Source organism: Brevibacterium sp. GP-SGM9 (assembly GCF_047300845.1).
Taxonomy (GTDB): domain Bacteria; phylum Actinomycetota; class Actinomycetes; order Actinomycetales; family Brevibacteriaceae; genus Brevibacterium.
Genome location: NZ_CP178563.1, coordinates 77,437 through 92,583, shown reverse-complemented (window position 1 = coordinate 92,583; position 15,147 = coordinate 77,437). Strand labels below are relative to the sequence as shown.

The following is a 15,147-nucleotide window of genomic DNA, read 5'->3' as shown; positions in this document are numbered from 1 at the left end:
TGGACGTGAAGATGGACGAAGTCCTCGTTGGGCACAGACTGCCTTCCCTCTGATATGACCGTTGCTGGTCCCTCAGCTTAGTCCATTCTGCGGCCGTGCGGAGCAGCTCGCCGAGGTGCTCAGGGGGTGCGGATGCGGTCGATCGCGGTCTGCAGATCCTCGGGATATCCGCTCTCGAATTCCACCCACTGCTGCGTGTCGGGGTGGTGGAAGCCGAGTTTGACGGCGTGCAGCCATTGCCGTTCGAGTCCGAGATCCTTGGCCAGGACCGGGTCGGCACCGTAGGGAAGATCACCTGCGCAGGGGTGCTTCGTGGCGGAGAAGTGAACGCGGATCTGGTGTGTCCGTCCGGTCTCGAGATGGACCTCGACCAGGGAGGCGCGACGATGCGCTTCGAGCACCTCGTAGTGGGTGATCGCGTTCTTGCCGCCGCTGTGCACGGCGTAGAGGCCGTCGTGCCTGGGGTGGCGGGCGATGGGGGCATCGATCGTGCCGAGCACCGGGTCGGGAAGGCCCTGCACGACGGCATGGTAGGTCTTCTCGACGGTGCGGTCTTTGAAGGCGCGCTTGAGCACGCTGTAGGCGTATTCGCTCTTCGCGATCACCATCAGCCCGGAGGTTCCGACGTCGAGGCGCTGGACGATTCCCTGCCGTTCGGGTGCCCCGGAGGTGGCGATCCGGTAGCCGGCGGCGGCGAGCCCGCCGACGACGGTGCGACCGGTCCAACCGAGTGCCGGATGGGCGGCGACGCCGACGGGTTTGTCGACGACGATGAAGGCGTCTTCGTCGTGGACGATCCGCATCCCGGGGACGGGATCGGCCACCACTTCGAGGGGCCGCCTGGGTTCGGGCATCATGATGTCGAGTCGTTCGCCGGCGATGACCCGATCGGATTTGCCCACGGCGCGTCCTGACATCTGCACTCCACCGTCGGCGCAGATGTCGGCGGCGGCGGTGCGGGAGAGTCCGAGCAGCTTCGACAGCGCGGAATCGACACGCTGGCCTTCGAGGCCTTCGGGGACGAGGATGGAACGTTCACTCATGTGTGTCCTCTTTCACGCGCTTGGAGTCGGAGCCGTCGAGTTCGATGCCTTTGAGGCTGGCGATCACCAGCGTGACCGCTGCGGCAGTGATCGCGATGTCGGCGACATTGCAGATAAACAGAGACAGGTCGATAAAGTCGACGACTGCTCCGTGCAGGAATCCGGGTTGGCGGAAGAGTCGGTCGACGAGGTTGCCGAAGAGTCCGCCGAGCAGGAGGCCGAGGCCGATCGCCCAGGTCCGGGACGCCAGCTTGCGGGAGAGCACGATGATCGCGACGAAGACGCCGATGGCGATGAGCGGGAACACCCACGTCACTCCCGATCCCAGGCCGAGAGCGGCCCCGGGGTTGCGGTAGAAGGTGAAGCCGGCCAGAGAGCCGAGCACTGGAACCGGCGGATGCCCTTCGAGGAGGGTGACTGCGAGGAACTTCGTGAGCTGATCGACGACCAGCACGAGTGCTGCGATCCCGAACAGTACGGCGAGCATCGTGGAGCGCGATCGTTTCGCCCGGGAGGCAACATCATTCATTCGGATCATTCTAGCTCACCGGGCATCCAGACGAGGACCCCGCGGTGCCGGGCGGCACGTACTCGACGCACGGATGACTCGTTGGCACGACCCTGCGACCCCGGAGGACCGGAAGCACCGAGCCACCGCCTCCACACCTGCGTGTCCCGGATACGAGCGAGGCCCGGGAACTCATATGAGTTCCCGGGCCTCGGATGTCGCTATGCGAGATCAGAGCTTGTGGTTCGAGGTGCCCAGCGGGTTGTTCCCGTCGAGGGTTTCCGGAGCCAGGCTCGTGGAGTTCTCGAGATCGCGCAGCTGATCATTGAGGTAGCTCTTGAGGCGAGTGCGGTACTGGCGTTCGAAGTTCGAGAGCTGATCGATGGAGCGTTCCAGCGTCGACTTCTGCGACTCGAGGGTCGACAGCGTCTCGTCGCGCTTCGATTCGGCCTTGCCGACGATGTCGGCGGCTTCCTTCTCCGCACCCTTGATGAGTTCGTCGCGCTTGCGCTCACCTTCGGCGACGTGCTCGTCGTGGACGCGCTGTGCCAGTGCGATGAGGCCGTGGGCGTCGCCGTCCGAGGCGGCCGCGCCGAGCCCGAGTCCAGCGGCGGTGCCGGCTGCGCCGGCGGTCGCCGCGGGGGCGGCGTTGGCAGAAGGAGCCGGCTCGCTCTGCTGCGGAGCGGGTGCGGCTTCCTTGACGACGGGAGCCTGAGTCTGTTCTTCGGCGACCGGTGCTGCGGGAGCCTCGGGTGCCTTCTCTGCCTTCGGTGCCGGGGCTTCGGTGGCCTCGGACGGAGCGGGGACGGCGGCAGGCATGGCCTGCGTCGCGTCGGCATCCTGAACCGGAGCGGCAGGGGCGGAAGCGCCGCCTGCTTCGAGTTCCTTCACACGCTGTTCAGCGGTGGAGAGCTTCTGACGCAGTTCGTCGTTCTCCTGGTAGAGACGACGAATCTCTACGACAACCTCGTCGAGGAAATCGTCGACTTCATCCTGGTCGTACCCGTCGCGGAACTTCACATGCTGGAACCGCTTGTTTACTACGTCTTCAGGCGTGAGCGCCATGAGGTCACCTTTGGTCGATCTGCAATCATTACGCTGCCGCCCCGAAGGACGACTTCAACGTCACATTAGCGTAACACCTGCGGTCCTGTCGTGCAGAAATGCCGTGTCACACCGTCAATGACGAAGTTTTCCGACTCGAGACTAACAACATTCCGAACGCTTCGGCCAACCGAGTCCACCGAGCTTCATGCTCGAACCGGTTCGAGCGGCATCTGCTCGGGTTCGTTCACCCGGAGACCAGACCGCCGGTGTGATACGGACTCCCACTCCGGTGTGAGACGAACTCACCCAAGGGAGCGAGCCGGACTCACGCTCCGCTGGAAGCCGGGCTCATACTCCCGTGCGGGAGAGGTTGAACAGCACGGAGGCGAGGATCTGGATGCCGATGAGCAGGACGATGAACCCGAGATCGAGAGACACCTGGCCCAGTCGCAGCGGCGGGATCACCTTGCGCAGCAGGCGCAGCGGCGGGTCCGTCAGCGTGTAGACGATCTCGGCCAGGACGAGGAAGAAGCCTGCCGGCTTCCAGTCGCGGGAGAAGACCTGCACGAGGTCGAGGACGACCCGCGCGAGGAGAACATAGACATAAAGGCTGAGTGCCGTGCCGAGGATGTAGAAGATGATGGCCACGTGGTTCCCTCGCGCCTTTCGTTGCTGCTGTCGCTGACTGAATGTCGAGTCTCAAGCCTAACGGCTCGACCTGAAGAAGAGGTGAGAGGACCCCGACCCGGCTCAGGTGGCCGCGCCGGTGTCCTCGACTGTGGACTCGCTCAGCTCTGGTTGAAGAAGCTCGCCTGCGTGTCGGGATCGGCTTCGCTCTCGCCGCTGACTTCGATGCTCTCCGGGGTCAGCAGGAAGACCTTGTTCGTCACGCGTTCGATCGACCCGTGCAGGCCGAAGATCAGGCCGGCGGAGAAGTCGACGAGGCGCTTCGAGTTGTTCTCGTCCATCTCCGAGAGGTTCATGATCACCGGGGTGCCCTCGCGGAAGGCAGCGCCGATGACCATGGCGTCGTTGTAGCTGCGGGGGTGGATGGTCTTGATGCGATTCATTGAGATTCCTGGCGCCGGGGTGTCTACGGGACGAATCGGTGTGGGGTGGATCGGCGTCACCTGCGCGGGTGCCCGGTGCTCTTCCACGGGTGCGTAGTCGTCACCGGGTTCGTCATAGGTCTCGACGACCTCACGGTCACGTCGGTCCGAGTCACGGCGATCGGACTCACGACGGTCGGACTCACGACGGTCGAGGGTCTCGTCCTCTTCTTCGACGAAACCCAGGTATTCCAGCGTCTTCTTAATTGCTGACATGTCTTCGCTCCTCGGCCTTCGGCACTTGCTCGCCTGTCGCCCAAACTATCGCAGTCGGCAGCTGCGACAGGTGAGTCTCATGGGTGTGTCGTGGAGTTTTCTTCTTCCAACCAGACGACTCCGGCGAACCGTCCGGTTCGCTGCTGCCTCCGATAGGAGAACAGGTCGTCCGATTCCTTCGTGCAGGTCCGGGAGAAATGGTCGATGGCCACTCCCTCCCGGCGCAGCTGCTCGGCCACGGCTCCGGCCACGTCGATCGCCGGGGTTCCGGTCACCGACACCGAGGCGGCCACGGGTTCGACCGCGGCGACTTCGTCTCGGAGTTCGCCCGGCACTTCGTAGCAGCGCGGGCAGACGGAGGGTCCGATCACGGCGTGGATGTCGCCCGCCCCGAGCTCGCGCATGTTCGCCACGGTCTCACCGACCACTCCCGCGGACATCCCGGGACGTCCCGCGTGGATGGCGGCGATGATGCCCGTCGTGGTGTCGGCGAGCATGATCGGGGTGCAGTCGGCGACCATGATCGCCAAACCGATTCCCGGCACCGAGGTGACCTGGGCGTCGGCTTCGACCGGTGCCTCCCGCAGGCGCTCCGGTCGTTCGATCGTGTGCACCCGGGTCCCGTGGATCTGGGACACGAACGCCAACCGTTCCCCGCTCAGCCCCAGGACCTGGGCCAGCGCGGCACGATTGGCGGCGACGAGTTCGTCATCGTCACCGACATGGCGGGCCAGGTTGAACGAGGAGAAGTCCCCGCTCGAGTACCCGCCGTGTCGGTCCGTGAAGGCGACGTGTGCGTTCAGCCTGCCCGGGATGACGAACCGCGAGTGCAGCATGTCACTTGAGGAAGTCGGGAATGTCGAGGTCGTTGTCGAGACTCGAGGTGCTGCGTTCGCTCGGCAGCGAGGTCGGGATCTGGTGCTCGTCTCCGTTGCGCGACTGCTCGGTCTCGATCTCTCCGGTCTCGACCTTCGATGCTCCGGACTCGCCGATCAGCGGCGACTCGGCTTCAGCCTCGGCGGGGGCGGCTGCGGGAACCGCGGCGGGGATCGTCTCCCCCACGGTCATCTCCTGGCCCGGGCCGGTGTTGTCGAAGCCGGCGGCGATGACGGTGACCCGGCATTCGTCGCCGATGTTGTCGTCGATGACGGCACCGAAGATGATGTTCGCCTCGGGGTGGGCGGCTTCCTGGACCAGACGTGCGGCCTCGTTGACCTCGAACAGGCCGAGGTCGGCTCCACCCTGGATGCAGAAGAGCACACCGTGGGCGCCGTCGATGCTGGCTTCGAGCAGCGGGGAGGCGATGGCCGATTCGGCCGCCTGGACCGCGCGGTCGTCGCCGGTGGCGGCACCGATGCCCATGAGGGCGGTGCCGGCATCCTGCATGACCGACTTGACGTCGGCGAAGTCGAGGTTGATCAGTCCGGGAACCGAGATGAGGTCGGTGATGCCCTGGACACCGGAGCGCAGCACCTCATCGGCGGAGCGGAAGGCCTCGACGACGGAGACGCTGCGATCGGAGATCGAGAGCAGACGGTCGTTCGGGATGACGATGAGGGTGTCGACCTCTTCGCGCAGCGCGGCGATGCCGGCTTCGGCCTGCGCGGAACGGCGACGCCCCTCGAAGGTGAACGGGCGGGTGACGACGCCGATGGTCAGTGCGCCCAACGAGCGGGCCACACGGGCGACGACGGGTGCGGCACCGGTTCCGGTGCCACCGCCCTCACCGGCGGTGACGAAGACCATGTCGGCGCCTTCGAGGGCGTCGCGGATGGCCTCTTCGGAGGAGTCCGCGGCCTTCCGGCCGATCTCCGGATCGGCTCCGGCGCCGAGGCCGCGGGTCTGGTCGCGCCCGATCTCGAGCTTGACGTCGGCGTCCGAGAGCACAAGTGCCTGGGCGTCGGTGTTGATTGCGATGAACTCCACGCCCCGCAGGCCGACGTCGATCATCCTCTGCACAGCGTTGACACCACCGCCGCCGGTACCGGCAACCTTGATATCCGCTCCGGATTGTGGGAATTCAGCCAAGTCGGTTCCTCGTCTCACGCGCATCATCCACGCATCGTCTGCGTGCACATTCGGTCGGTGTTCTCTGCCCCGAGGCTATTGGCCGGGGCAGGAGTGCTGCAACCATTCTCGCCGGAGTGTCGGACTTCGGCCAAACTTCAGCTCCGGTGTGTCGGGGCCAATGCGATTGTTTTCAGTTGGTCACGGGCACAGAGGGCACGGAGACGTCGATATCAGTGCGTCCGTCCTCGGCCAGCTGCACCGCCGTGCGCATCTTCAGGCTCGCACTCGTCGAGTCCCCGAAGACCACCTTCGCCTTCGTCTCACCGGTGTCGATCTCCCCGGTGATGGTGTTCTCGTCCTTCGCTTCGATGGTGGTCACCTCACGGCGGAGTTCGGGACGCAGCTCGGCCATGAATCGGATCACGGCGGCCGCGGTCTCCTGGTCGGGTGCCCCACCCGAGTCGCCGAGGACCGTCACGCCCTTCGGGGCGGTGTCGACGGTGCCCAGGTCCACCGCCTCGGCGTCGTAGAGGGTGAAGCCGGCGTCCTCGGTGATGGCGAGGACCGGGGTCCGGTCGGTGATCTCGATGTTCAGCGTCCGCGGTCCCCCGTAGTGGACGGAGGCCTCCTGGGCTCGGGGGAACTCCTTGAGCACCGCCTTCTCGATCTTTCCGGGGCGGATCTGCGGCAGCGGTGTGCCGCCGCTGGTGTCGATGACGGAGGCGGCCACCTCGTCGTGGTCGACGAGCTTGCTGCCGGAGACCTCGACCTTCTCGAGACCGAGCAGGGGTGAGAACCAGGCCACGGCCGCGACTGCGAGCACCGCGAGGATGATGCCGATGGACAGCAGGCGACTGCGCCAGAGCTGCTGCTTCCGGGCCCGGATGACGCCGGTGAGATCCGCTGTGGAATTGTCATCGGTGCGTGCTTCGGGAAGGGGCACCATGGGCCTCAGCTCTCCAGAGCGGTGAGCAGCTCGGGTCCGAGGATCGTCACGTCACCGGCGCCGACGGTGAGCACGAGGTCCCCGGGGCGCACGCGTTCGGCGACGTAGGGCACCGCGGCGGCGAACGACTCGATGAAGGTCACGTGCTCGTGCGGGACCCGGTCGGCGATGAGCGCTCCGGTGACTCCGGGAACAGGGTCCTCACGGGCCGGGAACACATCGAGCACGACGACCTCGTCGGCGAGTCCGAGGGCCTGGCCGAACTCCTCCCGGAACTCCATGGTCCGCGAGTACAGGTGCGGTTGGAAGATCGCCCACACCCGTCCCTCGTCGGTGACGACCCCACGGGCGGCGCTGAGCACCGCTCGCAGCTCGGTGGGGTGGTGGGCGTAGTCGTCGATGACCCGCACGCCTGCGGCGATGCCGCGTTCCTCGAAGCGTCGACGCGTGCCGCCGTAGCCGCCGAGTCCGGCCGCGGCCTTGACGATGTCCGCGCCGAGGCTGTGGGCCACGGCGATCGCGGCCGTGGCGTTGAGTGCGTTGTGCTTGCCGGGCTGGCGCAGGGCCACCGCCAGCGGTTCGGCGTGGCCGGGCACGTCGAGGACGAATTCGGAGCCGAGTCCCGATTCGAGATCGCGGAGAACGATGTCGGCGGTCTCCGCGGTTCCGTAGAGCAGGACTTCGGCCCCGGAGGCGCGGGCCTGGGTGGCGACATCGAGGGACCCGGCGTCGTCGGCGCAGGCGATGATCGTGCCTCCGCGGGCCTGGATGCCGTTGCAGAATTCGATGAAGGCCTCCCGCACCTTCTCGGCGGTCCCGTAGTGGTCGAGGTGGTCGGCCTCGACGTTGGTGAGGATGCCGATGGCGGGTTCGTAGAGCAGGAAGGACCCGTCGGATTCGTCCGCCTCGGCGACGAAGACGTCCCCGGTGCCCAGGTGCGCATTCGTGCCCGTGGTAGAGAGCACTCCCCCGATGACGAACGACGGGTCGAGGCCGCAGGCCTGGAGCGCCACCGTGGTCATCGAGGTCGTCGTGGTCTTGCCGTGGGTGCCGGCGACGGCCACGGCCCGACGTTCGAGCATGAGGGAGGCCAGCGCACCGGAGCGGTGGAGGATCCGCAGCCCCCGGCGCTGCGCTTCGAGCAGCTCCGGATTGTCCTTGCGGATGGCCGAGGAGATGACGAGGGTGTCGGCGGCGCCGAGGTTGTCCGCCGCATGCCCGATCGCGACCTTGGCGCCGAGGGTCCGCAGGACCTCGACGACGGCGGATTCCTTGGCGTCCGAGCCGGACACGGACACTCCGTTCATGACCATGATGCGGGCGATTCCGGACATGCCGGAGCCGCCGATGCCGATGAAGTGGACGGCGCCGAGTTCGGTGGCGGGGACGATCTGGGACGTGCTCATGTTCAGCCTCTCAGGGCGCGGGTGACGATCTTGGCCATGGTGGTTGCGGCGTTGGTGGGATAGTGGAGTCCGAGTCCGGCTCGGCTCATCGCCGCCAGTCGCTGCGCGTCGGTGACCAGCGGGAGGATTGTCTCGGTCACGGTCGACGGGACGAAGTCCGCGTTGTCGACCATCTTCGCCGCCCCCGCACGGACGCTGCCGGCGGCGTTGAGGCGCTGTTCGCCGTTGCCGATCGCCAGCGGCACGTAGAGGGCGGGCACGCCCGCTACGGTGGCTTCGGAGACCGTGGCGGCCCCGGAGCGGGCGACGAGGAGGTCCGCGACGCCGTAGGCCCGGTGCATGCCGTTGACATAGTCGACGACGTGGTAGTCGGGCAGGTCGTCGGCAACGGCCCGCAGGTCCGAGTCCTTGCCGGCACCGGTTATGTGGAGGACCTGGACGCCGGCCTCCTGGCACAGCGGCGCCGCGGCGAGGAAGGCATCGTTGATCCGCTGTGCACCGGAGGAGCCGCCGGTGACGACGAGCACGGGCTTGTCGTCGCGCAGTCCCAGCTCCTGCCGGTAGGACTGCCGCACGGTGTCATCGCTGCGGTCGAGGCTGCTGATCTCAGTGGGCATGGGCATGCCGACGAGCGCGGAGTTGCGCAGCTTGGTGTCGGGGAAGGTGATGCCGACCATGCCGGGCTTCGTCAGCATCGCGCCGAGGCGGTTGGCCATGCCCGGCTTCGCATTCGCCTCGTGGACGACCAGCGGGATCTTCGCCTGCTTCGCGGCGATGAACGCCGGCGGACAGACATAGCCGCCGACGCCGACGACGGCCCCGACCTCGCGCTCGGCGATGATCCGCTTGACCTCGGAGATGTTGGAGGCAAACCGGCCGGGGAACTTCAGTGCCGCGGGGTTGATCGAGCGGGGCATCGGGACCTTCTCGATCGTGAGCAGCTCGAACCCGGCCTGCGGCACGATCTCGGTCTCGAGGCCGTCGGGGGTGCCGAGGGCGAACACGTCCCAGTCGGGGTGGGTCTCGCGCAGCTGCCGGCCGATCGCCAGCATCGGCGAAATGTGCCCGGTGGTCCCGCCACCGGCCAGAAGAACACTCGTCATCTCACTTCCTCACTTTTCGACGGGCAAGTACGGCGAAGGATGATCGCATCCGATCCTTGTGCACCTTGATCGCCGAGTCGGCGCCTGCCTCGGTGCGGGCGAAGGACAGGAGCACGCCCACCGCCAAGAGGGAGGCGATGATCGAGGATCCGCCGTAGGAGACGAAGGGCAGGGGCAGTCCGATCACGGGCAGCAGTCCGGTGACGACGCCGATGTTGATGCCGGCCTGACCGATCAGCCAGGCGAAGAGGCCGGCGGTGGTGATCTGGACGAACAGGCTGGATGAGCGCATGATGATCCGGAACATGCCGTAGGCGAGGATCGCGAAGACGAGGACCACGGCCAGAGAGCCGAGCAGTCCGAGCTCCTCGCCGATGATCGCGAAGATGAAGTCGTTGTGGGCCTCGGGCAGCCAGGACCATTTCTCACGGCTGGCGCCGAGTCCGACGCCGAGCCAGCCGCCGGAGGCCAAGGAGAAGAGTCCGTGGTTGGACTGCCAGGCCTGTCCGGTGATGTCGGTCGCGGACTGATCCGCGTGGCCGGTCAGCAGTGCCTCGATGCGTCTGAGTCGGTTCTCTGAGCTGAGCACGAAGAAGGTCACGGCCGCCGCCATGGAGCCGATGAGCAGGGCGAAGTACCGCCAGGGGTAGCCGCCGATGAGCAGGCAGACGAAGGCCATGGCCATGAGCACGAGGGCCGTGCCGAGGTCGTTGCCGGCGGCGATGAGGCCGACGGCGAAGAGGATTCCCGGGACGACGGGGATCATGGCGTGGCCGAAGGTCGTCATCTTCCCGAATTTGTTCGCCAGCACGCAGCCGAGCCACACGGCCAGGGCGATCTTGAGGAATTCGGAGGGCTGGAGCTGGAAGGTGCCGATCGCGATCCAGTTCGCGTTGCCCTTCGTGGACTTGCCGAGGCCGGGGATGAAGACTGCGGCCTGCATGACCACGCCGAGGCCCAGTGCTGGCCAGGCGAGTCTGCGCCACAGCGAGAGCGGGACGAAGCTGCCTCCGATCATCAGCACGATGCCGATGGCGGCGAAGCCCGCCTGCTTGTTGAAGTAGGCGAAGGAAGATCCGGCGCCCCCGTCATAGGACGTGATCGAGGACGCGGAGAGGACCATGACGAGGCCGAGTCCCGTCAGCGCGAGCACCGCCACGAGGACGATGTAGTAGGTCGTCAGCGGGTAGGCGGAGACGCGGGCGAATTCACGGCGCAGCGAGGCGAAGACGGCCCGGCCGGGGAACTCGCGACGGGCACTGCTGCCCGGAGACTTCGCCGAGCCGGTGCTCGTCTTCTTCGGCTTCGGTGTGGTGACCGTCGGGGCGGATTTCGCCGAGGTGGCCGACGTCGATTTCATGCCGCCCACGGTCCGGCCGGCGGAGTTCTTTCCGGCGCCGCTCTTGCCAACGGGTTTCTTTCCGGCGGAGCTCGTCCCGGCAGATCTGCTCGCGGTCGGCTGGCGTGCGGTAGGCGTCTTCGCCGAGGTGGTCGACGTCGGCTTCTGACCGCCGGATTTGTGGCCGCTGGACTTGGAGCCGCCTGACTTGGAACCGCCGGACTTGAGGTCGGCGGATTTCAGCGCCGAGGCCTTCGCCTTCGACTTGGCCGAGTTCCTGCGGCGTCGGCGCTCATCCGCCTTCGCGGTGGTCTGCCGTCCCATCTCAGCGCTCCAGGTGGGACTGGACTGCCTCGGTGAAGAGCTCACCCCGGGTGTTGTAGTTGAGGAACTGGTCCATGCTCGCCGCCGCCGGGGCCAGCAGCACCGTATCGCCCGATGAGGCGAGTTCGGCCGCTGCGCTCACCGCCGCCGAGGCGACTGCTTCGCCGCGGCGATTCGGCACTCCCGAATCCACAGCCAGGGCCGGTTCGATGCGGATGACGGTGAGCTCCGGCACGGTCTCGGCAATCGCCGAGCGGAAGGCCGAATCGTCTTCGCCGATGAGCACCACGGCCTTGAGGCGGGAGGCATTGTCGGCGATCAGGGATGTGAAGTCGGCGCCTTTGGGCAGGCCGCCGGCGATCCAGACGATCGAGTCGAAGCTGCCCAGGGAGGCGTTCGCGGCGTGGGTGTTCGTCGCCTTGGAGTCGTCGACCCAGCGGATCCCGTCGCGTTCGCCGAGGGTGACCATCCGGTGCGCGCCCGTCGAATGCGCGCGCAGGCCTGCGGCGATCGCCTGGCCGGGAACGTCGATGCTGCGGGCCAGGGCGGCTGCGGCCAGCGCATTGGCGACCTGATGGGCGGCTGGTTCCCCACCGTCCGCGCCGGTGGCCGCCGCGACATCGGACAGGGAGGCGATCTCGGCGGCCGAGGAGTATCGCTGAGGGATGAAGGCTCGGTCGACGAGCAGATCTTCGACCACGCCGAGCTCCCCGGGGCGGGGAATTCCGGTGGTGAAGCCGATGGCCTTGGCCCCGGCGATGACATCGGCGTCTTCGACCATGTGCAGGGTCGCCTCGTCCGCGATGTTGTACACGCAGGCGAGCTTCGCATTGTGGTAGATCTTCGCCTTGTCGGCCGCGTAGGCTTCGGCGCTGCCGTGCCAGTCGAGGTGGTCGGGGGCGATGTTGAGCACGGCGGCGGCCTCGGCGCTCATCGATTCCTGCCAGTGCAGCTGGAAGCTCGAGAGTTCGATCGCGAGGACCTCGAGGCCGGGTTCGAGCACGGCTTCGAGCAGCGGTGCGCCGATGTTGCCGCAGGCCTTGGCCTTCAGTCCGGCGGCGTGCAGCATCGACTCGAGCATGGTCGTCGTCGTGGTCTTGCCGTTGGTGCCGGTGATGGCCATCCATTTGGCGTCGTTGGTGCCCCGGATCCGCCAGGCCAGCTCGACCTCGCCGATCACGGGCACCCCCGCCTCGGCGGCGGCCTTGAGCACGGGCTGGTCGGGACGCCAGCCCGGGGAGGTGACGACGAGGTCGAAGTGACCTTCGGGCAGTTCTTCGACGTGTTCGGGTCCGCGGCGGATGTCGACGTCGAAGACCTCGAGGATCTGGACCTTCTCGCTGACGTCGGAGCGATCGTCACCGTCGATGACGATGACGTCGGCACCCCGTTCGCCGAGGTGGACGGCCGCGGGGAAGCCCGTCACCCCGAGTCCGGTGACGAGGATCCGCAGTCCGGCCAGGGATGACGAGGGTCCGTTCAGGTCTGCGGGGATCGCGGCCGTCGAGTTCGCCTCGGCGGCCGCTTCTCCGGTGTTCGGGGTCTCAGCCAACGCGGGACACCCATTCGGCGTAGAAGAGGCAGATGCCGGCGACGACGAACAGGGCGGCGATGATCCAGAATCTCACCACGATCGTGACTTCCGCCCAGCCCTTGAGTTCGAAGTGGTGCTGCAGGGGCGCCATCCTGAACACGCGCTTGCCCGTGGTCTTGAAGGAGGCGACCTGGATGATCACGGACATGGTGATGATGACGAAGAGTCCGCCGAGGATGATGAGCAGCAGCTCGGTCCGGGACATGATGGCCAGGCCTGCGAAGGCGCCGCCGATGGCCAGGGAACCCGTGTCGCCCATGAAGATCTTCGCCGGCGAGGTGTTGAACCACAGGAAGCCGAAGCAGGCGGCGGCCATCGCTGCGGCGACCATTGCCAGGTCGCGGGGGTCGCGCATGTAGTAGCAGGCGTTCGTGGCCTCGGACATGAGGTTGCAGTTCTGGGTCGACTGCCAGGTGCCGATGACCACATAGGCGGCGAAGACGACCACCGAGGCGCCGGCGGCCAGGCCGTCGAGTCCGTCGGTGAGGTTGACGGCGTTCGAGACCGCGGTGACGATGAGATTCGCCCAGATGACGAACAGGATGAGACCGAGCACCGCGGAGCCGAAGGCGAGGTCGAGGTTGGTGTCGCGGATGAACGACACCTTCGTCGAAGCCGGGGTCTCCCCGAAGGAGTTCGGGAACTGGAGGCCGAGGACGGCGAAGGAGATGCCGACGAAGGCCTGGCCGATGAGTTTGGGCACCGGCCGCAGGCCGAGGGAGCGCTGCTTCTTGATCTTGATGAAGTCGTCGAGGAAGCCGACGATGCCGAGTCCGGCGGCCAGCCACAGCACCAGCAGTCCCGAGGCGGTGGGTACGGAGCCGGTGAACAGGTGTCCGAGCAGGTAGGCGAGGATGGCTGCGCCGATGATGACGACGCCGCCCATCGTCGGTGTGCCGCGCTTCGTCGCATGCGAGGTGGGGCCGTCGTCACGGACGAACTGGCCGTACCCGCGCTTGACGAGGACACGGATGAACAGCGGCGTGCCCACCAGCGCGAAGATCAGGGCCAGGCAGGCTGCGAGCAGTACGGCGATCATTGGCCCCCCGATACACCGGCGATTTCATCCCCGAGATACCGCAGTCCGGCGTCACGCGAGGATTTGAACAGGACGATGTCGCCGGGGGCGAGTTCTGCGCCCAGCAGATCGCGCGCCTCGGCGGCGGTGGCCACCCAAGTGGCCTCGTTGCCCCACGACCCTTCGAGGTTCGCGGCGTTGAAGATCGGCTTGGCACCCTCGCCGACGACGATGGTGCGGGTGATGTTGAGCCGGACCACCAGTTCGCCGATGTCGGAATGGGCCGACACCGACTCGTCGCCGAGTTCGAGCATCTCTCCGAGCACGGCGAAGGTCCGCCGCGGTCGGCTCTCCTCATCCCCGCGGCCCATCGAGGCCAGGGTCTTCAGGGAGGCGCGCATGGATTCGGGGTTCGCATTGTAGGCGTCGTTGAGCACGGTCACGCCCGAGGGCGAGTCGATGAGCTCCATCCGCCACCGGCTCGCCGCCGAGGAGGTCGAGAGTGTGGTCACGATCGATTTGGATCCGACGCCGCAGGCATGGGCGATCGCGGCGGCGGCCAGGCCGTTGCCGACGTGGTGTTCGCCGATGAGTGCCAGGCGCACCTCCCGCGGTTCCTCACCGGGCAGGTGGAGGACGAAGGAGGGGTGGCCGGAGGAGTCGGTGGTGACTCCGGTGCCGCGGACCACCGAATCATCCTCGGCGACCCATTCCGGCAGGGATTCGCGCTGGGAGAACCACAGGGTGGAGACCTCGGGGGCGAGGACCTCACGCATTCCGGCGACCCTGGGGTCATCGGCGTTGAGGATCGCGGTGGAGCCGGCGACGAGGGATTCGACGAGTTCGGCCTTGGCCCGTGCGGTGTTCTCGATCGAGCCGAAGACGCCCGAGTGGGCGGTGCCCACGGCGAGCTCGACCGCGATGTCGGGACGGATCAGGCTCGTCAGGTAGGCGAGGTTGCCGATCGAGCGGGCCCCCATCTCGAGGACGAGGAACCGCGTGGACTCATCGGCGCGCAGGGCCGTCAGCGGCACTCCGACCTCGTTGTTGTACGAGTTCGGCGGCCACACGGTCTCGGCCTCGCCGGCGAGCAGGTCCGCGGCCAGATCCTTCACGGTCGTCTTGCCGACGGAGCCGGTGATCGCGATGACGGTGAGCTCACCGGCTTCGCGCAGGCCTTCGATGCTGTGTCGGGCGAGGAGGCCCAGGGCTTCGGTGGCGTCGGGGACGACGACGGTGGGCAGTGGGGAGTCATCGACGGTGGGGACGGATTCGCCGATGATCAGGGCCGCGCCCGCCTCGATGGCGGCTGCGGCGAATTCGATGCCGTCGAAGCTCTCGCCTCGGCGGGCAACATAGATGTCACCGGAGCCGATCTCTCTCGAGTCGGTCACTACTCCGGCGGTCAGTTGGGTCTCGGGGTCGATGCCGTACAACTCGCCGCTCAGGGCAGTTGCGATCTCGGCTGCAGTCAGTCGCTTCAT

14 protein-coding genes are annotated in these 15,147 nt (G+C 67.0%); all 14 read right to left on the bottom strand.

Features of this window, described 5'->3' with window-relative positions; translation table 11 throughout:
- Positions 1-119: 119 nt before the first annotated feature.
- The 14 genes from ACH82I_RS00400 to ACH82I_RS00335 all read right to left on the bottom strand — a co-directional run bounded on the left by ACH82I_RS00400 (position 120) and on the right by ACH82I_RS00335 (position 15,147).
- Positions 120-1,043 (bottom strand): RluA family pseudouridine synthase, encoded by a 924-nt coding sequence (locus ACH82I_RS00400; protein WP_413334740.1) that lies wholly within the window; start codon positions 1,041-1,043, stop codon positions 120-122.
- Positions 1,036-1,572, bottom strand: coding sequence for a signal peptidase II (locus tag ACH82I_RS00395; protein WP_413334738.1), 537 nt, complete (start codon positions 1,570-1,572; stop codon positions 1,036-1,038). Before ACH82I_RS00395 ends, ACH82I_RS00400 begins: the two co-directional genes overlap by 8 nt.
- A gap of 210 nt (positions 1,573-1,782) precedes the next feature.
- On the bottom strand, positions 1,783-2,616 hold the full coding sequence (locus ACH82I_RS00390; protein ID WP_230744291.1) for a DivIVA domain-containing protein: 834 nt from the start codon (positions 2,614-2,616) through the stop codon (positions 1,783-1,785).
- Positions 2,617-2,946: 330 nt separating this feature from the next.
- On the bottom strand, positions 2,947-3,246 hold the full coding sequence (locus ACH82I_RS00385; protein WP_230744292.1) for a YggT family protein: 300 nt from the start codon (positions 3,244-3,246) through the stop codon (positions 2,947-2,949).
- Between the two features lie 140 nt (positions 3,247-3,386).
- Positions 3,387-3,923 (bottom strand): cell division protein SepF, encoded by a 537-nt coding sequence (locus tag ACH82I_RS00380; RefSeq protein ID WP_230744293.1) that lies wholly within the window; start codon positions 3,921-3,923, stop codon positions 3,387-3,389.
- Positions 3,924-4,000: 77 nt separating this feature from the next.
- Positions 4,001-4,759, bottom strand: a complete 759-nt coding sequence (pgeF, locus tag ACH82I_RS00375; protein WP_230744294.1) for a peptidoglycan editing factor PgeF — start codon at positions 4,757-4,759, stop codon at positions 4,001-4,003.
- A 1-nt stretch (position 4,760) separates the two neighbouring features.
- Complete coding sequence (gene ftsZ, locus ACH82I_RS00370) at positions 4,761-5,951, bottom strand: cell division protein FtsZ (RefSeq protein ID WP_413334735.1); 1,191 nt, start codon at positions 5,949-5,951, stop codon at positions 4,761-4,763.
- Positions 5,952-6,123: 172 nt separating this feature from the next.
- Positions 6,124-6,879, bottom strand: coding sequence for a cell division protein FtsQ/DivIB (locus ACH82I_RS00365; protein WP_413334733.1), 756 nt, complete (start codon positions 6,877-6,879; stop codon positions 6,124-6,126).
- Positions 6,880-6,884: 5 nt separating this feature from the next.
- Entirely contained in the window at positions 6,885-8,285 is a 1,401-nt protein-coding gene (gene murC, locus ACH82I_RS00360; RefSeq protein ID WP_230744297.1) for a UDP-N-acetylmuramate--L-alanine ligase, read from the bottom strand.
- 2 nt (positions 8,286-8,287) lie between these two features.
- Positions 8,288-9,388: a UDP-N-acetylglucosamine--N-acetylmuramyl-(pentapeptide) pyrophosphoryl-undecaprenol N-acetylglucosamine transferase gene (locus ACH82I_RS00355; protein ID WP_413334731.1), complete on the bottom strand. Its 1,101-nt coding sequence runs from the start codon at positions 9,386-9,388 to the stop codon at positions 8,288-8,290.
- 1 nt (position 9,389) lies between these two features.
- Complete coding sequence (ftsW, locus tag ACH82I_RS00350; protein ID WP_413334729.1) at positions 9,390-11,051, bottom strand: putative lipid II flippase FtsW; 1,662 nt, start codon at positions 11,049-11,051, stop codon at positions 9,390-9,392.
- Between the two features lies 1 nt (position 11,052).
- Positions 11,053-12,603 carry a UDP-N-acetylmuramoyl-L-alanine--D-glutamate ligase gene (gene murD / locus ACH82I_RS00345; protein WP_413334726.1) on the bottom strand — a complete coding sequence of 517 codons (1,551 nt, stop codon included), beginning with the start codon at positions 12,601-12,603 and terminating at the stop codon, positions 11,053-11,055.
- On the bottom strand, positions 12,596-13,684 hold the full coding sequence (gene mraY, locus ACH82I_RS00340) for a phospho-N-acetylmuramoyl-pentapeptide-transferase (protein WP_230744301.1): 1,089 nt from the start codon (positions 13,682-13,684) through the stop codon (positions 12,596-12,598). The genes murD and mraY overlap by 8 nt, the downstream gene beginning before the upstream one ends.
- Entirely contained in the window at positions 13,681-15,147 is a 1,467-nt protein-coding gene (locus tag ACH82I_RS00335) for a UDP-N-acetylmuramoyl-tripeptide--D-alanyl-D-alanine ligase (RefSeq protein WP_413334723.1), read from the bottom strand. The genes mraY and ACH82I_RS00335 overlap by 4 nt, the downstream gene beginning before the upstream one ends.